The organism is Brevundimonas sp. (genome assembly GCF_023259385.1).
GTDB lineage: Bacteria > Pseudomonadota > Alphaproteobacteria > Caulobacterales > Caulobacteraceae > Brevundimonas.
This window is the reverse complement of the sequence record NZ_JAHFPF010000034.1, coordinates 1-19,281: the sequence shown is the minus strand read 5'-3', so window position 1 is coordinate 19,281 and position 19,281 is coordinate 1. Positions and strand designations below refer to the sequence as shown.

The 19,281-nt window shown below is 70.5% G+C and carries 18 protein-coding genes; 10 read left to right on the top strand and 8 right to left on the bottom strand.

Annotated elements, in window-relative coordinates:
• A partial coding sequence (locus Q0C81_RS04270; RefSeq protein WP_291834036.1) for a serine O-acetyltransferase occupies positions 1 to 654 on the bottom strand: 654 nt, incomplete at its 3' end.
• Positions 655 to 676: 22 nt separating this feature from the next.
• Positions 677 to 1,327 carry an NUDIX hydrolase gene (locus Q0C81_RS04265; protein ID WP_291834033.1) on the bottom strand — a complete coding sequence of 217 codons (651 nt, stop codon included), beginning with the start codon at positions 1,325 to 1,327 and terminating at the stop codon, positions 677 to 679.
• A gap of 45 nt (positions 1,328 to 1,372) precedes the next feature.
• On the opposite strand from Q0C81_RS04265, the gene Q0C81_RS04260 reads away from it, so the two are divergent.
• Entirely contained in the window at positions 1,373 to 1,975 is a 603-nt protein-coding gene (locus Q0C81_RS04260) for a nitroreductase (RefSeq protein ID WP_291834030.1), read from the top strand.
• A gap of 136 nt (positions 1,976 to 2,111) precedes the next feature.
• On the opposite strand, the gene hutI is transcribed toward Q0C81_RS04260, so the two are convergent.
• Genes hutI through Q0C81_RS04245 form a run of 3 tightly spaced genes read right to left on the bottom strand, consistent with a single transcriptional unit; the run spans position 2,112 to position 5,373 of the window.
• Positions 2,112 to 3,305, bottom strand: coding sequence for an imidazolonepropionase (gene hutI / locus Q0C81_RS04255; RefSeq protein WP_291834027.1), 1,194 nt, complete (start codon positions 3,303 to 3,305; stop codon positions 2,112 to 2,114).
• Entirely contained in the window at positions 3,302 to 4,003 is a 702-nt protein-coding gene (gene hutC, locus Q0C81_RS04250) for a histidine utilization repressor (protein ID WP_291834024.1), read from the bottom strand. The genes hutI and hutC overlap by 4 nt, the downstream gene beginning before the upstream one ends.
• Positions 4,000 to 5,373, bottom strand: coding sequence for a formimidoylglutamate deiminase (locus tag Q0C81_RS04245; RefSeq protein ID WP_367117974.1), 1,374 nt, complete (start codon positions 5,371 to 5,373; stop codon positions 4,000 to 4,002). Before Q0C81_RS04245 ends, hutC begins: the two co-directional genes overlap by 4 nt.
• A gap of 64 nt (positions 5,374 to 5,437) precedes the next feature.
• Here Q0C81_RS04245 and hutG point away from each other — a divergent pair, with 64 nt between their 5' ends.
• The 3 genes from hutG to hutH all read left to right on the top strand — a co-directional run bounded on the left by hutG (position 5,438) and on the right by hutH (position 9,873).
• Positions 5,438 to 6,256, top strand: a complete 819-nt coding sequence (gene hutG / locus Q0C81_RS04240) for an N-formylglutamate deformylase (RefSeq protein ID WP_291834018.1) — start codon at positions 5,438 to 5,440, stop codon at positions 6,254 to 6,256.
• 4 nt (positions 6,257 to 6,260) lie between these two features.
• On the top strand, positions 6,261 to 7,922 hold the full coding sequence (gene hutU, locus Q0C81_RS04235; protein ID WP_291834016.1) for a urocanate hydratase: 1,662 nt from the start codon (positions 6,261 to 6,263) through the stop codon (positions 7,920 to 7,922).
• A gap of 421 nt (positions 7,923 to 8,343) precedes the next feature.
• The gene (gene hutH, locus Q0C81_RS04230) at positions 8,344 to 9,873 is read left to right on the top strand and encodes a histidine ammonia-lyase (protein WP_291834013.1); all 1,530 of its coding nucleotides are present in this window, start codon (positions 8,344 to 8,346) and stop codon (positions 9,871 to 9,873) included.
• 349 nt (positions 9,874 to 10,222) lie between these two features.
• Here the strand turns inward: hutH and fni are convergent, their stop codons facing one another.
• Together fni and Q0C81_RS04220 are read right to left on the bottom strand one after the other, a co-directional pair.
• Complete coding sequence (gene fni / locus Q0C81_RS04225) at positions 10,223 to 11,242, bottom strand: type 2 isopentenyl-diphosphate Delta-isomerase (protein ID WP_291834011.1); 1,020 nt, start codon at positions 11,240 to 11,242, stop codon at positions 10,223 to 10,225.
• Between the two features lie 20 nt (positions 11,243 to 11,262).
• A complete protein-coding gene (locus tag Q0C81_RS04220; RefSeq protein WP_291834008.1) occupies positions 11,263 to 13,104 on the bottom strand; it encodes a PPC domain-containing protein in 1,842 nt (613 codons plus the stop codon).
• 98 nt (positions 13,105 to 13,202) lie between these two features.
• On the opposite strand from Q0C81_RS04220, the gene folD reads away from it, so the two are divergent.
• The 5 genes from folD to Q0C81_RS04195 all read left to right on the top strand — a co-directional run bounded on the left by folD (position 13,203) and on the right by Q0C81_RS04195 (position 17,287).
• Positions 13,203 to 14,126 carry a bifunctional methylenetetrahydrofolate dehydrogenase/methenyltetrahydrofolate cyclohydrolase FolD gene (folD, locus tag Q0C81_RS04215; protein ID WP_291834005.1) on the top strand — a complete coding sequence of 308 codons (924 nt, stop codon included), beginning with the start codon at positions 13,203 to 13,205 and terminating at the stop codon, positions 14,124 to 14,126.
• Positions 14,127 to 14,180: 54 nt separating this feature from the next.
• Entirely contained in the window at positions 14,181 to 14,852 is a 672-nt protein-coding gene (locus tag Q0C81_RS04210; RefSeq protein ID WP_291834001.1) for a LemA family protein, read from the top strand.
• On the top strand, positions 14,849 to 15,676 hold the full coding sequence (locus Q0C81_RS04205) for a TPM domain-containing protein (protein ID WP_291833998.1): 828 nt from the start codon (positions 14,849 to 14,851) through the stop codon (positions 15,674 to 15,676). The genes Q0C81_RS04210 and Q0C81_RS04205 overlap by 4 nt, the downstream gene beginning before the upstream one ends.
• Entirely contained in the window at positions 15,676 to 16,362 is a 687-nt protein-coding gene (locus tag Q0C81_RS04200; RefSeq protein WP_291833994.1) for a TPM domain-containing protein, read from the top strand. Before Q0C81_RS04205 ends, Q0C81_RS04200 begins: the two co-directional genes overlap by 1 nt.
• Positions 16,363 to 16,549: 187 nt before the next feature.
• The gene (locus Q0C81_RS04195; protein ID WP_291833991.1) at positions 16,550 to 17,287 is read left to right on the top strand and encodes an endonuclease/exonuclease/phosphatase family protein; all 738 of its coding nucleotides are present in this window, start codon (positions 16,550 to 16,552) and stop codon (positions 17,285 to 17,287) included.
• Here the strand turns inward: Q0C81_RS04195 and Q0C81_RS04190 are convergent.
• Positions 17,274 to 18,722, bottom strand: a complete 1,449-nt coding sequence (locus tag Q0C81_RS04190) for a phospholipase D-like domain-containing protein (RefSeq protein ID WP_291833989.1) — start codon at positions 18,720 to 18,722, stop codon at positions 17,274 to 17,276. The two genes, Q0C81_RS04195 and Q0C81_RS04190, sit on opposite strands and share 14 nt — an antisense overlap.
• Positions 18,723 to 18,913: 191 nt before the next feature.
• Here Q0C81_RS04190 and Q0C81_RS04185 point away from each other — a divergent pair, with 191 nt between their 5' ends.
• Entirely contained in the window at positions 18,914 to 19,105 is a 192-nt protein-coding gene (locus tag Q0C81_RS04185; RefSeq protein WP_291833986.1) for a hypothetical protein, read from the top strand.
• Positions 19,106 to 19,281: the final 176 nt, after the last annotated feature.

Here is a 19,281-nt window from a genome sequence, read left to right as displayed (position 1 = left end):
GACGGTGATGTTGCCCAGCACCTTGGCCCCGGCGCCCAGCAGGACGCCCTTGCCGATCTTGGGATGACGATCACCGCGGTCCGCGCCCGTGCCGCCCAGCGTCACGCCGTGCAGCATCGACACGTCGTCGCCGACCACCGCCGTCTCGCCGATGACGATGCCGGTGCCGTGGTCGAGGAACAGGCCCGAGCCGAGCTTCGCCGCCGGATGGATGTCGATCTGGAACAGCTCGGACATCCGGCTCTGCAGGTGGAAGGCCAGGGTGTCGCGCCCCTCGGTCCACAGCCAGTGGGCCACGCGGTGCGCCTGCAGGGCCTGGAAGCCCTTGAAGTAGAGGAAGGGCTGCAGCAGCGAGCGGATCGCCGGATCGCGCTCGGCGACGGCCAGAAGGTCGGCCTCGGCGGCGGCGACGATCTCCGGATCAGCCTCGAAGGCGTCGCGGCAGACCTCGCGGATCGACATGGCGCCCAGTTCGGCGTCGCCCATCTTGCGCGCGATCTGGAAGCTCAGGGCCGAGGCCAGGTCGCCGTGCGACAGGATCACGGCGTTCATCTGCGACGCGAGGTGCGGCTCGTCCCGGGCCGCGGCTCCGGCGGCGGCGCGCAGCAGGGTCCAGGCGTCTGGTTCGGCGATGACGACTTCAAGCTTGGGCATCACGGGCTCCATCAGGCGGCCATCATACGCTGGCCAGCATGGCCTTCGCCAGTTCCGGCGGCAGTTCGCCCTCGCGCGCCATATGGTAGGCGCGCAGGACGGTCGCGAGAGTAAACATATCCCGGATCGATCCGCGCCCGATCTCGCGCAGAAGATCGCCGAACGGCACGCGAGCGACGCGGATGATCTCGGTCTCGTCGGGCGCGATGGGAACCTCGGTGAAATCCCACGCCAGCCAGGCCATGGCCCGCTCGTCGGTGATGGAGTTGGTCATCTCGGCCCGATAGGCCAGCCGCCACTGCGCCGCCGCCAGCCCGGCCTCCTCGGCCAGTTCGCGCTTTGCGCCCTCCAGCGGGTCCTCGTCGAACGGCGCGCCGCCTTCCGGCATCTCCCAGGACCAGTTCATCAGGGCGAAGCGCTGCTGACCGACCAGGGTCACCGTGCCGTCCGCGTGCAGCGGCAGCACCCCCACCGACATGTTCTGCGGCCGCATGACGACATAGTCCGCCTTGTGTCCCGTCGGGGCCGTGGCGTCGTGGCGGGTCAGCCGCATCCACGGGTTCTCGAACAGGATCGTCGCGCCCGCGTCCCGCCACGGCGGCGGACGGTCGCGTCCGTCATCCCAGATCGGCAGCGGGCGGTCGGCGTCGAAAATATCGCGGGAGTCGGTCATGATCCGGGTATGGCGCAGAGCCGGCTGCGCGCCTAGCTAGGCCCCATGACCGACACCGATCTGGGCGCCGCCCTCCCCCTCCCCGTTGCTTCCGAAGATTTCGCCGACCGCCTCGCCCGCCGCCGTTCCGCTCCGGCCCAGAGCCTGACCGGCCCCGGCCCCTCGCGGCAGGAGATCGAGCGCATCCTGACGCTGGGCGCCCGCAGCCCCGACCACGGCAAGCTGTTCCCGTGGCGCTTCGTGGTCATGGGCCCGCAAGGTCGCGCCGACCTGGCCGACAAGCTGCTGCCGCTGGCCGACCGCCAGCCCGGCGCGGACAAGGCCCGCAAGGTGCTGATGAAGCTGACCGCCGCGCCCCTGACCATCCTGGTTGTCTCCGTCCCGGTCGACAGCCAGAAGGTGCCGGTCTGGGAGCAGCAGCTCTCGGCGGGCGCGGTCTGCATGAACATCGAGCACGCGGCCAACGCCCTGGGCTATTCGGCCAGCTGGATCACCGACTGGTACAGCTACGACGCCGAGGCCGTGGCCCTCTATGGCGTCAAGGACGGCGAACAGGTGGCGGGCTTCATCCACATCGGCACGTTGGCCGAGGCCCCGCTGGAGCGGCCGCGCCCCGATGTGGCGGCGATCACCGAATGGCGTGATTAGCGAATACGCCCGCGACCTGCAGGCTGACGCACAGGCCATACAGGATCGTTGTCGCGATGGTGGCGACGACCAGTCCGAACTCGACCAGATCGCGTTTCATCCGCGGATTGTGCGGGGATTCGCCTTAACAAACTACCTATGCGAGCTCGCCTGACACGTACCGCGCGTGCAGCAGCGGCTTGCCCAGCCAATAGCAGAGCTCGGCCGGGCGGCTGATGTCCCACACCGCCAGATCGGCCGTCTTGCCGGCCTCGATGGTCCCGACCTCGGTCAGGCCCAGCGCCTTGGCCGCCACCTGCGTCGCCCCCGCCAGCGCCTCTTCCGGCGTCAGGCGGAACTGCACGCAGGCCAGGTTCAGCGCCGCCGTCATCGACGCCACCGGCGAGGTGCCGGGATTGCAGTCCGTCGCCACCGCCATCCGCACGCCATGCTGTCGGAACAGCGCGATGGGCGGGGGCGTGGTATCGCGCAGCATCAGGAAGGCCCCCGGCAGCAGCACGGCGACCACCCCCGCCTCCGCCATCGCCGTCACGCCCGCCTCGGTCGTGTGCTCCACATGGTCCGCCGACAAAGCGCCGTATCTCGCCGCCAGCGCCGCGCCGCCGCCGTCCGACAGCTGGTCGGCGTGCAGCTTGACCGGCAGGCCCAGCGCCCTGGCCTTCTCGAACAGGCGGCTGACCTCGTCGGTCGTGAAGGCGATGGGCTCGCAATAGGCGTCCACCATGTCGACCAGCCCCTCGGCGTGGGCGTCCGGCAGGATCCGGTCGATGGCCAGGTCGACATAGGCGCCCCGGTCCGCCTTAAGCTCCGGCGGCACGGCGTGCAGGCCCAGATAGCTGGTGCGCACCCGCACCCCCGCCTCGCGCCCGATCCGCCGCGCCACGCGCAGCATGGCCAGCTCACTGTCCCGGTCCAGCCCGTAGCCGGACTTGATCTCCACGGTCGTCACGCCCGTGGACTTCAGACCGTCCAGCCGGGTCAGGGCCGAGGCGTAGAGCTCATCCTCGCTCGCCGCACGGGTCGCCTTCACCGATGAGACGATGCCCCCCCCGGCGCGCGCGATCTCCTCATAGGTCGCCCCGCCCAGCCGCTGCTCGAACTCGCCCGAACGGTCGCCGCCGAACACCAGATGCGTATGGCAGTCGATCAGCCCCGGCGTGACCCAGCGCCCGTCCAGCCGCTCCACGACATCGGCCGCCGGCGCCTCGGCCCGCGGCCCGACCCAGGCGATCCGGCCGTCCTCGATCAGGATCGCCGCGTCCTCGATGGCGCCATAGGCGGTCTCGCCCGCCATCGTCGCCACATGGCAGTCGGTCAGCAGGCGGGTCATCGGGCCTCCGGTCGGGCGGGAGAGAAGCGGGCGACCAGATCATAGGCCTGCCCCGGGAAGGTCTGCCACGCCCAGGTCACGCCCAGGCCGTCGGCCCAGGTCCGGCGTTCCAGCTTCAGGCAGGCCTCGCCGGGCGCCAGGTCCAGCCGCAGGGCCGTCTCCCGGTCCGCCGCCACCGCCGCGATCCGGTGCTCGGCCTCGGTCCATGGCGCCCGCTTCAGCAGCCAGCCGCCCGGCGACACCGTCTCGAAGCGCTCGTCCGCCGACTCGGGCGTGGCCTGAAGGCCGATCAGCCGCCGTTCCAGCGCGAAGGGCGCGCCGTCGGCGCGATGCAGGCAGGCCAGGGCCACGACCCGTGCGCCCAGCCACGCCTCCTCATCCGTCGCCGCCCGTTCGGACCGCTCCAGCAGTTCATAGCCATAGGCCATGCCGCGCGCCTCGATCTCGGCGGCGATGTCGGGAATGTCCAGCACGGCGGAATGCACCGGCGGCCGCGCCACCACGGACCCCGCCCGGCGCCGGCGCAGGATCAGCCCGCGCGCCGACAGGTCGGTCAGGGCCTTGGACACGGTCATCCGCGCGCAGCCGTATTCCGCCTGAAGCTCGGCCTCGGTCGGCACCCGCGCGCCCGGCGGCCATTCGCCGGTCAGGATCCGCCGCTCAATGTCCGCGCCGATGCGGCGATGCAGGGCGCTCATCCGCCCAGCACGGCGTCCAGCGCCCGGCGATAACGGGCCTCGATGGCGTCCCGGCCCACATGGCGGCCGTTCTCGACCACCACCCGGCCCCGCCGCCAGACCGTGCGGATGGCCCGTTTCGGTCCGGCGAAGACCAGACTATCCAGCAGGGCGTCGTCCGTCCGGCCCGCATAGGCCAGGTCGTCCGTCTCCAACGTCACGAAGTCCGCCGCCTGGCCGACCGCGATGCCCGTGGTCCCGCCGGTCGCCTGCGCCCCGCCCGCCAGCGCGCGCCGGTACAGGGTCCCGCCGGTCGAGGCTTCCTTGTCCGCCAGCACCGCCCGGCCGCGCCGGGTCAGCCGCTGGCTGTACTCCAGCGCCCGCAGCTCTCCCGCGGCGTCGATCAGCACATTGGAGTCCGTTCCCAGGCCGAAGGTCCCGCCCTGGGCCAGGAACTCCACCGCCGGGAAGACGCCGTCGCCGAGGTTGGCCTCGGTCACAGGGCACAGGCCCGCCACCGCCCCACTCTTCGCCATTCGCGTCGTCTCGTCGCCGGTCAGATGGGTCGCGTGGATCAGGCACCAGCGCCGGTCCAGCCCGACATTGTCCAGCAGCCATTGCACCGGCCGCGCGCCGGACCAGGCCAGGCAGTCGTCGACTTCCTTGGTCTGCTCGGCCGCATGGATGTGCACGGGCCCGTCGCCGGCCATCGGGACCACGGCCGCGATCTCCTCCGGCGTCACGGCCCGCAGGCTGTGCGGGGCCACCCCGACGACCGCGTCCGGCAGGGCCGAGACGATCCGCCGGCTCTCATCCATCAGCTTCGCGAAGCCGTCGATGTCATTGATAAAGCGGCGCTGTCCGTGCGCGGGCGGCGTCCCGCCGAAGCCCGCATGGGCGTAGAAGACCGGCAACAGGGTCAGGCCGATCCCGGTCCCGTCCGCCGCCGCCGCGATCCGCCCCGCCAGTTCGCCCCGGTCCGCGTACGTCCGGCCGTCGGGGTCGTTGTGCAGATAGTGGAACTCCCCCACCCGGGTGAAGCCGCCCTCCAGCATCTCGGCGAAGGCCAGCGCCGTGATCGCCTCGATCTCCTCGGGCCCGCCCCGGTCGAGAAAGCGGTACATCAGCGCCCGCCAGGACCAGAAGTCATCGCCCTCGTTCGGTCCGCGCTCTTCGGTCAGCCCGGCCATGGCGCGCTGGAAGGCGTGGCTGTGCACGTTCGACAGGCCCGGCAGGACGACGCCCAGATCGGCCTCGCCCGCGCCCTGCACGGCGTTCGTCTCCACCCCCGTGACCGCCCCGTCCGTGACGGCGATCCTCACATTCGCCGTCCAGCCCTGCGGCAGCAGGGCGCGGCGGAAGAACAGGCTGTGGGCGGCTTGATCCGGCACTGGACAACTCTCCATCGTCGCGAATATGTCTATACATAATCGAGAAACTGGCAAGGAGGCGGAGATGACGGACTGGCTGACGGTGGCGCCCGGCGACGCCCCCCTGATCATCGCCTTCCCCCACACCGGAACCGACATCCCGGCGGCCATCGAGGCGCGCATGGCCGACCCCTGGCGGGCCCGCAAGGACGCCGACTGGTGGATCGACCGCCTCTACGCCTTCGCGACCGAACTGGGCGCGACCACGGTCCGCACCGCCATCTCGCGCAGCGTCATCGACATGAACCGCGACCCGTCGGGCCAGTCCCTCTATCCGGGCATGACCACCACGGGCCTGTGCCCCACCGAGACCTTCGACGGCGAGCCCCTCTACAAGCCCGGCCAGGAGCCCGACGCGGCCGAGATCGAGGCCCGCCGCGCCGAATTCTTCGACCCCTACCACGCCGCCCTGACCGCCCAGATCGCGCGGCTGTCGGCCGACGGCCCCGTCGTCCTCTACGACGCCCATTCGATCCGCTCGCACGTGCCGCGCCTGTTCGACGGCGAGCTGCCGCAGTTCAACATCGGCGACAACGGCGGCGTCACCTGCGACCCGGCCCTGACCGCGGCGGTCGAGGCCGCCTGCATCGCCTCCGGCGACAGCCATGTCGTCAACGGCCGCTTCAAGGGCGGCTGGACCACGCGTCACTACGGCCGCCCCGAGACCGGGACCCACGCCATCCAGATGGAGCTGGCCTGCCGCGGCTATATCGACGAGCCCGCCGTCATGGACGCCTCGACCTGGCCCACCCCCTTCGACGCGGCCCGCGCCGCGCCCATCACGCGCACCCTGCGCGCCGTCCTCACCGCCGCCCGCGACTTCGCGATCAGCCAGCGAGCCTGACCCCATGACCAACAGCAACGCCCGCATCGTCCGCTCTCCGCGCGGACCCGAGATGACCGCCAAGACCTGGGCCGCCGAGGCGGCCCTGCGCATGCTCATGAACAACCTTGATCCCGAGGTGGCCGAGCGTCCGGAAGACCTCGTCGTCTACGGCGGCATCGGCAAGGCGGCCCGCAACTGGCAGGCCTTCGACCGCATCGTCGAGGAGCTGCGCAACCTCGAGGCGGACCAGACCCTGCTGGTCCAGTCGGGCAAGCCGGTCGGCGTCTTCCGCACCCACGCCGACGCCCCGCGCGTGCTGATCGCCAACTCCAACCTGGTGCCCAAATGGGCGACCTGGGAGCATTTCAACGAGCTCGATCGCAAGGGCCTCATGATGTACGGCCAGATGACGGCCGGGTCGTGGATCTACATCGGCACCCAGGGCATCGTTCAGGGCACCTATGAGACCTTCATGGAGGCCGGTCGCCAGCACTACGGCGGCGACTGGTCGGGCAAGTGGATCCTGACCGCCGGCCTCGGCGGCATGGGCGGCGCCCAGACCCTTGCGGCCACCATGGCCGGCGCCTCCTGCCTCGCCGTCGAGTGTCAGCGCAGCCGTATCGAGATGCGCCTGAAGACCCGCTACCTCGATGTCATGGCCGAGACGCTGGACGAGGCCCTGGCCCTGATCGAAGACGCCAAGAAGACCGGAAAACCCATTTCTGTCGGGCTGTTGGGCAATGCAGCGGATGTTCTGCCTGAACTGGTGAAGCGCGGCGTCCGGCCCGATCTGGTCACCGACCAGACCAGTGCCCACGACCTCGTCAACGGCTACCTGCCCAAGGGCTGGACCGTCGCCGAATGGGAGGCGAAGCGCCAGTCCGATCCCGACGCCGTTGTCGCCGGGGCCCGCGCCTCCATCGTTGACCACGTCAACGCCATGCTCGCCTTCGAGAAGATGGGCGTCCCGACCACCGACTACGGCAACAACATCCGTCAGGTCGCCTTCGATGCGGGCGTCAGCAACGCCTTCGACTTCCCCGGCTTCGTCCCGGCCTACATCCGCCCCCTGTTCTGCCGCGGCGTCGGCCCGTTCCGCTGGGCCTCGCTGACCGGCGATCCGGAGGACATCCGCAAGACCGACGCGGCGATGAAGAAGCTCTTCCCCGACAACGCGGGCCTGCACCGCTGGCTCGACATGGCGGGCGAGCGCATCGCCTTCCAGGGCCTGCCCGCGCGCATCTGCTGGATCGGCCTGGGCGACCGCCACCGCGCCGGCCTGATGTTCAACGACATGGTCGCCTCGGGCGAGCTCTCGGGCCCTATCGTCATCGGCCGCGACCACCTGGACAGCGGCTCCGTCGCCAGCCCCAACCGCGAGACGGAATCGATGATGGACGGCTCGGACGCCGTCTCCGACTGGCCCCTGCTCAACGCCCTGCTCAACACCGCCTCGGGCGCCAGCTGGGTGTCGCTGCACCACGGCGGCGGGGTCGGCATGGGCTACAGCCAGCATTCCGGCGTGGTCATCGTCGCCGACGGCACGCCGGAAGCCGCCGCCCGCCTCGAACGGGTCCTGTGGAACGACCCCGCCACCGGCGTCATGCGCCACGCCGACGCGGGCTACGAGATCGCCAAGCAAGCCGCCCGTGACCATGGGCTCAACCTGCCGAGCCTGAAGTGAAAGCCGCGGCTTTCATGACCGTCGCAGGAGCCGCTCTCGCCCTTTCGGCGTGCGCCTTGCCCGACTTCTCCGGTCGGCCGCCACTGGACCTGCGCGTCGAGCCCACCCGAGCCGCCTTTCTGCTTTCTCTCGCGAATCCGTCCAGCTTTGATCGCTGCATAGACTCGAATACCTGGCCGACGCGCGAGGGCCAGATGCATTTCGCATCGGAGCGGGTCCGCGTCGAGGACGACGGCAGGCGCTTTTCGATCCGGGAGGAGAACACGGGCTACTGCCCCGACTGTCAGATCCGGATTCCAGCCAGATCCAGCATTACGGCGACGCTCCCTTACGCGCAATTCCCCCGCTTGCCGGAGTCTCCTCCGGGTCCCCACGCCACCCTGACCTTGCCATTCGCCGAAACGTCCTGCCGAGCCTCCTCATGACCCAGATCACCATCGGCCAATCGCCACTTACCCTCGCGCAGCTCCGCACGGTCCTCGACGGCCCCGTCACCGTCTGCCTGACCCCCGCCGCCTGGGCCGATGTCGAGAAGAGCGCGGCCGTCGTCGCCGCCATCCTCGCCGAGGGGCGCACCGTCTACGGCATCAACACCGGCTTCGGCCTGCTGGCCAACACCAGCATCGCGCCGGAAGACCTTGAAACCCTTCAGAAGAACCTCGTCCTCAGCCATGCCTGCGGCGTCGGCGCCCTGCTGCCGGACGCGGTCACCCGCCTGCTGATGGTGCTGAAGATCGCCAGCCTCTCCAAGGGCGCCTCGGGCGTCCGGCGCGGCACGCTGGAGGCCCTGATCGCCCTGGTGAACGCCGACGTCCTGCCCTGCATCCCGTCCAAGGGCTCGGTCGGTGCCTCGGGCGACCTGGCCCCGCTGGCCCATATGTCCTGCGTCCTGATCGGCGTCGGCGAGGCCCGCCACAACGGCGAAACCCTCTCCGCCGAAGCCGCCATGGCCAAGCTCGGGCTCAAGCCCGTCGTGCTCGGCCCCAAGGAAGGCCTGGCCCTGCTGAACGGCACCCAGTGCTCCACCGCCCTGGCCCTGGCCGGCCTGTTCGCGACCGAGGCCGTCTTCGCCGCCGGGATCGCCGCCGGCGCCCTGTCAGTCGACGCGCTCAAGGGGTCGGACGCGCCGTTCGATCCGCGCATCCACGCCCTGCGCGGCCAGCCGGGCCAGATCGACGTCGCCGCCCGCCTGCGCGCCCTGATCAGCGGCTCGGCCATCCGCGACAGCCATCGCCACGACTGCGCCAAGGTGCAGGACCCCTACTCCCTCCGCTGCCAGCCGCAGGTCATGGGCGCGACCCTGGATGTGCTGCGCAACGCCGCCGCCATGCTGGAGCGCGAAGCCAACGCCGTGACCGACAACCCGCTGGTCTTCATCGAGGACGGCGACGTCATCTCGGGCGGAAACTTCCACGCCGAACCCGTCGCCTACGCCGCCGACCAGATCGCTATGGTGCTTTGCGAAATCGGCAATATCTCCGAGCGCCGCACCTCCATCCTGGTCGATCCCAAGATGAGCGAGCTGCCGGCCTTCCTGGTCAAGGAGAGCGGCCTGAACTCCGGCTTCATGATTGCCCAGGTCACCGCCGCCGCCTTGGTGGCCGAGAACCGTATGGTCGCCCACCCCTGCGTCATCGACACCGTGCCGACCAGCGCCAACCAGGAAGACCACGTCTCCATGGCCACCCACGGCGCCCGTCGCCTGCTGGAGATGGCCGAGAACACCGCCACCGTCGTCGGCATCGAACTGCTGGCCGCCGCGCAAGGCCTGGAGTTCCACCGCCCCCTGACCAGCTCGCCCGATCTGGAACAGGTCTGGGGCATCGTCCGCGAAGCCGCCGAGCCCTACGTCTCGGACAAATACTTCGCCCCGGACATCGAACGCGCCACCGACGGCGTCCGCGCCGGCCGGTATCGGGCGTTCGCCGGAGACCTGCTCCCGTCGGCCTAGTTTCCGTCCCCTCTCCCGATGGGAGAGGGCTTGAGCCTCCAAGAGCGCAGCGATTGGTCAGGCGAAAGGGTGAGGGTCGCCTTCCGGCATTCGACGATGAGCCGCGCCCCCGTCCTGGGCGGCGGCTAAGGCCGACTGAACCCGCCGACCCTCATCCGACGGGGCTCCGCCCCGCCACCTTCTCCCATCGGGAGAAGGGAGCAGAACCCACGCCCAAATCTGACGCCTCGACCTGCTAGGGTTCCTCCCCTCAGGTCTTTGACAATCTACCGGTGGAACCTCGCCCCGCAGCCCCCGCCTCACGGGAAAAAGTGCACGATGTGCACTCCATTTTTCCGAGTGCGCTTTTTCAGTCCTGCAGCGGCGCCCGCGCCAGCGCCGTCAGATTGGCCGAGCCGGTGCAGAAGCAGACGGTCTTCAACTGGCGGATCACGGTCTGGAAATGGGCCACGACGGCCTCGGTCGAGACCGTCGCCGCGGCCAGGACGCCCGCCGCCTGACCGACCATGTCGGCGCCCAGCCGGATGGCCCTGGCCGCATCGACGCCGTCGCGGATCCCGCCTGAGCCGATGATCAGCGTCCGGGGACAAGCCGCCCGCGCCTCGGCGATCGCCCGCGCCGTGGGGATGCCCCAGTCGCCAAAGGCGGCGGCATGGGCCTTGTCCGCCGGGCTTTCCGCCCGCTCACCCTCGACCAGGGCCCAGTTCGAGCCGCCCGCCCCGGCCACGTCCAGCGCCGCCACCCCCATGGCCGCCAGCCGTCTGCACGTCGCCGCCGACAGGCCCGCGCCGGTCTCCTTGACCACCACCGGGAAGTCCACGGTCCGGATCAGGGCCTCCAGGGCCGCGCCCACGCCCCACCAGTCCCGGTCGCCCTCGGGCTGGCAGGCCTCCTGCAGCGGGTTCAGGTGCACGATGAGGGCGTCGGCGGCGACCATGTCCACGATCCGGCGCGCCTCGTCAGGCCCCACGCCCCGCGTCAGCTGGGCCGCGCCGATATTGGCCAGGATCGGGGTGTCGGGCGCCTTCAGCCGCAAGGCCATGTCCAGCCCCGGCGCCCCGCCCGCCTCCAGCGCCGCGCGCTGCGACCCGACGGCCAGGGCGATGCCCAGGTGCTGCGCGGCTTCGGCGAGCCGGGCGTTGATCGCCTCGGCCCGCGATGGCCCGCCGGTCATCGAACTGATCAGCAGCGGCGCCTTCAGCCGCCGCCCCAGGAAGTCCGCGCCCAGGTCGATCTTGCCGTAGTCCAGATCGGGCAGCGCCTCGTGCACGAAGCGCACCGCGTCCAGCCCGCCGTCACGCCCATGCCGCCCGCGGCCGGACAGGATCACGTCCAGATGCTGGTCCTTGCGGTTGACGATGTCGGACATGCGGGACCGCTCCGCGCGGCTTAAGGCTTCTTCTCGACGATCAGGGCATAGGACCCGGTCTGGCCCTGCTGGAAGGTGCCGGCCCGGATCTCGTAGGTGCCGTCCTCGGGCGCCGTCCATTCCAGCTTGGCGTGGGTGTCCGACAGGCTGTCGTCGTCCGAGGCCAGGCCCTCGAAGGTCCCGCCCTCGTTCTCGCGCCCGACGACCAGATAGCTGTCGACCTCGTTGGAGACCATCATGATGACCAGCTTCTCGTCGGCCTTCACCGTCACCCGATAGGCGTCATAGAAGCTGTTGTCGTCGGCGGTGGCGTCGCTTTCGGTCAGGACGCCGTGGGCGCTCGTGCCGATCAGCAGGCTGCCCGGTTGCGGCTGCGGACCGCGGTCCTGCAGTTCCAGCGAATACAGGCCCTTGCCGTCCGCCCCCAGCGGCGAGGCGCGCAGCACATAGCGGCCGTCCTCCGGCAGGGTGAAGCTCAGCCGCGAATCCGTGCCCTCGCCCAGGCCGTCGTCGTCCTGCGCCAGCGGGGTGAACTCGCCTTCGGCGTTGCCGATCTGCAGATAGGTGTCGAAGTCGCCCGAGCGCATGATCGCCCGCACGCGCTGGCCCTTGTGGCCGTCGAAGACAAAGGCGTCGTAACCCCGGTCGTCGTTGTCCCGGGAATCGGTCTCGCCGATCTCGCCTTCAAGCTTCGCGCCGAAGGCCAGCGGCTGCGGCGGCTTGTCGGGCTCGACCTCCGAGATCGCCAGGCTGTAGCGCCCGCGCGCGTCGGAGAAGGCCCGCGCCTCGATCACATAGGAGCCGTCGCGCGGCAGGGTGAAGATCAGCCGCGAATTGGTGCCCTCGGGCCCGCCGTCGTCGTCCGTCGCCAGGCTGACCTGGTTCTCGTCGAACAGTTCCAGGTAGGTGTCGAAGGCCGTCGAGGTCATGTCGATGCGGATCCGCTGCCCCTCCTTCCCGCTGAGCCGGTAGGCGTCGGCGTGCTCCTCGTTGGCGCTCAGGCCGTCGTCGTCGGTCAGCTCGCCGCGAACGGTGTCGCCGATACGGATGGCGGTGGCCTGGATCGGGGCCGGGCCTTCGGACAGCGTCAGGCTGTAGGCCCCGGTCGAGCCGGCGCTGAGCGGCGTGGCGCGGATCACATAGGTCCCCGCTTCCGGCAGGGTGAAGACCAGGCGCGAGTTCAGGCCGGCGTCCCCGCCGTCGTCGTTCATGCCCAGCTCGGTGAACACGCCGTCCGCGATCCGGCCCACGCGAACCACCGGATCGAAGGCCTCGCTGTCCAGACCGATCTGGACGCGGTCGCCCTGGCCGCCGGTGAAGGCCCAGTCCTCATAGGCGGCGCCGGCGTCGGTCTCGGCGTCGTCGTCGCTCAGCTCGCCCTGCACGGTCGCGCCCAGGGCGATCTGGCCCGGCTCCGGCGCGGGCTTGGCGGGCGGGCGCTCGGTCAGGCTCAGGGTGTAGGCGCCGCCCTCCGTCCCCGACAGGGTCCGGGCGCGCAGGACATAGACCCCGTCCTCCGGCGCGGCGAAGCGCAGGCGCGAGTTGGTGCCTTCACCCAGACCGTCGTCGTCGCTGGCAAGCGGCTCGTCGTCCCCGGCCTCGCCCTGCGGCTGGACCTGCAGGAAGGTGTCGAAGCCCTCGGCGCGCATCACGGCCTCGAACCGCTGACCGGCGGTCGCGGTGATGGCGTAGCTGTCATAGCGGTAGGCGTTGTCGGGACCATTGGAATCGCCGTCGGCGATCTCGCCCTCGACCTGGTCTCCGGGCGCGAGCGGCCGGGCGTCCTGGGCGAAGGCGGGCCCCGCCAGGGCGGCGGCGAGCGCCAGGCTGCTGACGGCGGCGAAAATGGTCTGACGGCGCATGCGTATCCCCTGGGAGTCGACAGTGATCATAGACGCCGAACGCGCCCCTCTGTAAATCGCGCGGACCGCACGATTCCTGACGACCGGAGCCGAAACCCATGACGGCCGAACCCACCCGCGCGACCCTGATCGACGGCAAGGCCTTCGCGGCCGGCCTGGTGGACCGCGTCGCCGCGGCCTCGGCCCGGCTGGAAAGCGCCCATGGCGTGAAGCCCGGACTGGCCGTCGTCATCGTCGGCGAGGACCCCGCCAGCCAGATCTATGTGCGCAACAAGGGCGAGACGACCCAGCGCGCGGGCATGCGGTCCAACACCCACCGCCTGCCCGACACGACGACGCAGGCCGACCTGCTGGCCCTGATCGCCGATCTGAACGCCGATGCCGGCATCCACGGCATCCTGGTCCAGCTGCCCCTGCCCGGCCACATCGACAGCGCCGCCGTGCTGGACGCCATCGACCCGGACAAGGACGTGGACGGCTTCCACGTCGTCAACGCGGGCCGTCTGGCCGTCGGCCTGCCGGGGCTGGTCCCCTGCACGCCGCTGGGCTGCATCATGATGCTGCGGGCCGAACTGGGCGACCTGACCGGTCTCAACGCCGTGGTCGTCGGCCGCTCCAACATCGTCGGCAAGCCGATGGCCCAGCTGCTGCTGGCCGAAAGCTGCACCGTCACCATCGCCCACTCGCGCACCCGCGACCTGCCCGCCCTGTGCCGCACCGCCGACATCGTCGTGGCCGCCGTCGGCCGTCCGGAGATGGTGCGCGGCGACTGGATCAAGCCGGGCGCCACGGTGATCGACGTGGGCATCAACCGCGTGCCCTCCAGGGATCCGGTCAAGGCCGCCGAGGGCAAGACCCGGGTGGTCGGCGACGTCGCCTTCGAGGAGGCCGCCGCCGTCGCCGGACGCATCACCCCGGTCCCCGGCGGCGTGGGTCCGATGACCATCGCCTGCCTGCTGGCCAACACCTATTCGGCCGCCTGCCGCGCCGCGGGTGTGGACGCCGAGTCGCTGGACGCTTGAACCTGGGCCGCTCCGGCCCAATAGTCCTTCTCAACGCAGTCTGAGGAGACGCCCATGATCCGGATCCCGCCCCGCCTTGCGGCCGTCGCCGCCGTGGTCGTTCTCGCCCCCGCCGTGGCCAGTTGCGGCATCAACAGCATTCCGACCAAGGAAGAGGCGGCCAAGGCCCGCTGGGCCGACGTCCAGTCGCAGTACCAGCGCCGCGCCGACCTGGTGCCCAACCTGGTGGCCACCGTTCAGGGCGCGGCGGTGCAGGAACGCACCACCCTGACCCAGGTGATCGAGGCCCGCTCCCGCGCCACCGCCGTCCAGGTGACGCCCGAGACCCTGAACGACCCGCAGGCCTTCCAGCGCTTCCAGGCCGCCCAGGGCGAGCTGTCCCAGGCCCTGTCCCGCCTGCTGATGGTGACGGAAAACTATCCCCAGCTTCAGTCGAACCAGAACTTCCTGGCCCTGCAGTCGCAGCTGGAAGGCACCGAGAACCGCATCGCGGTCGCCCGCCGCGACTACAATGAGGCCGTGCGCGACTACAACACCTCGCTGCGCACCTTCCCGACGGTGATCTGGGCCAAGACCATCCACGGCGGCTCGCAGCCGATGCAGTCGTTCAGCGCCACCGAGGCCGCCCAGTCCGCGCCCGGCGTCAATTTCGACGCCCTGAACCCCGCCGCTCCCGCGCCTTCGGCGGCGCCGGGCTCCGCACCGCCGGCCGCGCCCGCCCGGTGATCCCGCGAGGTCTTGAGGGACTGACCACCCGCGCGGCCGCGTTCGTCGCGGTCCTGCTGGCCGCCGTCTGGCTGGCGGCGAGCCCCGTCTCGGCGCAGAACGGCCCGCGGTTCCCGTCCCTGACCGGGCGGGTCGTCGACGGGGCCGACCTGATCTCGCCCGCGACCGAGGCCGCGCTGACGACGAAGCTGGAAGCGCTGGAGCGCGACACCACCGATCAGGTGGTGGTCGTCACCGTTCCGGACCTCCAGGACTATCCCATCGAGGACTACGGCTATCAGCTGGGCCGCGCCTGGGGGATCGGCCAGGCGGGCAAGAACAACGGCGTCCTGCTGATCATCGCCCGCGACGAGCGCAAGGTCCGGATCGAGGTCGGCTACGGTCTCGAGCCGGTGCTGACCGACGCCCTTTCGGCCCTGATCATCCACAACGACATCCTGCCGCCCCTGCGCGAGGGCTCCTACGACCGGGGCGTCACCGCGGGCGTGGACGCCATCGACGCGCAGCTGCGGCTCGACCCCGCCGAGGCGCAGGCGCGCGCGGCGGTCGCCGAGCGGCCCAGGTCCAGCCTGCCGATCGGCCCGGCTGTGCTGATCGCCGTGGTCTTCCTCTTCCTGCTGCTCGGCCTGCTGGGCGGCGCGTCCGGCCGGGGCCGGCGACGCAGCAGCGGCCTGGGCCCGATCCTGATCTGGGCCGCCAGCGAAGCCATGCGCAACAGCGGGCGCGGCGGCGGCGGAGGCTGGGGCGGCGGAGGCGGTGGAGGCGGCGGCTTCGGCGGCGGCGGCGGCGGATTCGGCGGCGGAGGGGCCTCGGGCGGATGGTGATGCAAGCGACCTCCGAAGCCCACGCCCGCATCGCCGCGGCCATCGCGGCGGCCGAGCAGACCACCTCGGGCGAAATCTTCTGCGTCCTGGCCCGGCGCGTCTCGTCCTATCGCGACGTTTCCTTCGGCTGGGCCGCGGCGGCGGCCCTGCTGCTGCCACTGGGGCTGATCCCGCTGGGGTTCGAGCCGGACTGGATTCCGGGCCTGACCGACAGCTGGGAGGCCGCCCACCTGGCCGCCCGCGAGACCACCATCGGTCATGCGCTGACCGCCTACGCCCTGATCCAGTCGGCGATCTTCCTGGCCGTCTTCCTGCTGACATCCCTGCCCGTCGTGCGCCGCTGGGTCACTCCGCGCAGCGTGCGCCGCGCCCGGGTGCACAAGGCGGCGATGCAGCAGTTCCTCGCCCACGGCCTGCACGTGACCGAGGCGCGCACCGGCGTGCTGCTGTTCGCCTCGCTGGCGGACCATCAGGTCGAGGTCATCGCCGACGAGGGCATTCACTCGAAGGTCGACCAGACCGTCTGGGCCGACGCCGTCGAGGCTCTGGCCCGGGGCCTGAAGCGCCGTGATCCGGCGGCCGGGTTCGAAGCCGCCGTCGGCCTGTGCGGCGCCGTGCTGGCCGAACATTTCCCGCCGTCGCCCCGCGACCGCAACGAAATCGAGGACAAGCTGGTCATTATCTGAGCGGGCGGCGCCCCTTTGGAGTCGCATTCAGGGCGGAAATGCCCTTGACCATTTTTGCTTCAGGTCGGCTCGACCTGAATCCAACCAATGGTCCAACATCAAACTCGAGCGAAATCTGAGCCGAGTTGGACGCCGTCCAACTCAACCGATTTCGCTCTAGCCCGCCCGCGAAGCCGACCGAACCGTCATGCCCCGCCTGATGACCTACAATGTGCACCGCTGCGTCGGTGTGGACCGCAAGCTGGATGTCGGCCGCATCGCGGGCGTCATCGCCGAGCATGAGCCGGACATCGTCTGCCTGCAGGAGCTGGACGTGGGCCGCGCCCGCACCGGCTTCGTGGACCAGGCCCGCTCGATCGCTGACCAGCTGGCCATGAGCTACCACTTCCATCCGGCCATGCGGGTCGAGGCCGAGCTGTACGGCGACGCCATCCTGACCCACCTGCCCGAGCGGCTGATGCGCTCAGGCCCCCTGCCCTCGGTGCGCGGCGTGCCGGGGCTGGAGCCGCGCGGCGCCCTGTGGGTCGCCATCGAGATCGACGGCGTGACCCTGAACGTCTTCAACACCCATCTGGGCCTGGTCCCGCGCGAGCAGCGCCTGCAGGCGGCGGCCCTGGTCGGCGAGCAGTGGGTGGGGCATCCGGACTGCGTCGGCCCGACGCTGCTGACCGGCGATTTCAACGCCACCTCGGTCACCCGCCCCTACCAGACGCTGGCGCGCCGGCTGGCCGACTGCCAGCGCTCGCTCGGGCTGAAGCCGTCGGTGAAGACCTTCCCGTCCAGCTTCCCGGCCATCCGCATCGACCACTGCTTCACCAGCCCGGAGATCGTGGTCACGGCGGTCAAGGCGCCCTTCTCGCCGCTGGCGCGGATGGCCTCGGACCACCTGCCGCTGATCGTCGACTTCGAGATCAGGCGTCCGTAATCGCCCGCCGGCGGTGCGAGGTCGCCCGCCGCCGCCACGGACGGAAGGCGTCGCGGACCGAGGTCGGATCGCCCAGCTGGAACTCGGCGATGATCTGTTCGACGCTGGACGGCGGCGTGGCGCCCAGCAGACGCATCCGGCCGTTGCCGAACTGCTGCACCGCCGTTCCGACCGACTCCGCCAGAGCCTCCGCGGCGGCGAAGACCTCCCCCTCGACGCCGATCCAGTGGCCCAGCGTCCGGTGCCGGAAGGCGCGGATGGTTTCCCGCCCCGCCGCCGTCCCAGGCTCCACGGCCACGTCGCACTCGGTGTCGAAGCCCAGCGAGCGGTTGTTCAGGTTGGTCGACCCGATGCGCAGGACCTCGTCGTCATAGATCGACATCTTGGCGTGCACGATGATCCGCTCCCCCTGGGCCGTGTGCGGGGCGAAGGCGAAGAAGCGGTTGTTGCGATCCGCCTGCTCGAGCCGGAACAGCACCTCGGACCGGGCCGTGTCCATGGTCATCTTGTCGAACCAGCTCGGGCTGCCGCCGGTCGAGACCAAGACCACCTCCGGTCCGTCCCATTCGGCCAGCCGCTCGGCCAGGGCTGCGGCGATGACCGGCGAGGTGAAATACTGGTTCTCCAGATAGATCAGCTTCTTGGCCCTGCGAATGGCGTCCAGGTGCAGGGCCTCGTTCTCGCGCACCTCGGTCCGCTGACCCCAGCCGGGCTCGGTGCGGGCGATGGCGAAGGGCGTGTCCGTGAGATCCGGCTCCACCCCGTCCGGCCAGGGATCGCCGGGGGCCTCGTCGACGATGGTCTGTTCGTCCGTCGCCAGCCGCCAGCGCTCGCGGGCCAGGTCGCCCAGGGCGCGCGCGGCCGGGCCATCGACCACGCACATCACCTCGTGCCGGGGTGATGCGATCAGGCCCGAGGGCATGCAGCGGCGCGGATCGTCGTCCAGGTGCTCACAGGAATCCCAGCGGTCGACCGAGATGTCCCCGCCGCCGCAGAAGGCCACCGCGTCGTCGATGATCACCACCTTCTGGTGATGGCAGGCGCCGGGCGCGGGCGGCGGATCTAGGCGGAACTCGACCATCCGCTTGCGGAACCACTGCTGGGCCCGTTGCGGGAAGAACCCCTGGGAGGCGGCGATGACCAGCGGCGACTTCCAGATGAGCAGCCGCACGTCCAATTCGGGGCGCGTCTTAACCAGCATGCGTAGAAGATGGCCGATCTCATCCAGCGGACCGGCGTCCGCGATGTCCGGATGCAGCCGGGTGCGCGGGTCAAACTGCCAGCCCAGCACCACGACGGACCGCTGCGCCTTGTCCAGCGCCGAGCGCAGCGCAGCGAAATAGGCGGCGTTCTCCATCAGGACCGCGAAGCGGTTCGCCGTCTCCACGCGCCAGCAGTTCCGGCCGGGCGCAAACAGTCTGTCGTGCTCTTCCATGCCGCTACGCCTGACCGATTCGCATGACGGCGGCATGCGCCTCCCCCATCAGGAGACGCGCGCCACGCCTTTCCGTTCCCACGCGAAGCCGGGAACGGTCAATGGTGACGCTTTGTTCATGTGCGCCGCATTGTTTCAGACGAGATTTCGGCGCATAACAGCGTCCGTCATTCGGACAAGGGGGATCGGCGATGCAAGCGCTGATCGAGATGATCGCCAGCTTCGTCGCCATGCTCGCCGCTGCGGCTCTGTCGCAGTTCGGCCTGGATCTCAGCGCCCCGCAGAAGCCCGAACGCGAAATCCACCGCGTCCGCGACTGTGGCGGCTCCAACACCCCCTCCACCGTCATCACCGTCTCGGGCGACCGCAAGCACGAGTGCTGAAGCCCGCCGGAATCGTCCGGGCTCGCCTTTGCTCTGCGCCTTTGAGTCGCTAGGGTTCTGTCGTCCCCCAGCGGGCGTCACCACGACGCCGTTCGAGACGAGATCACCGCCTGATGAAGCCTCCACGCCAACGGTGGCCGCTTAATCTGTCCGATCCCGTGTCGGAACCCGCGACC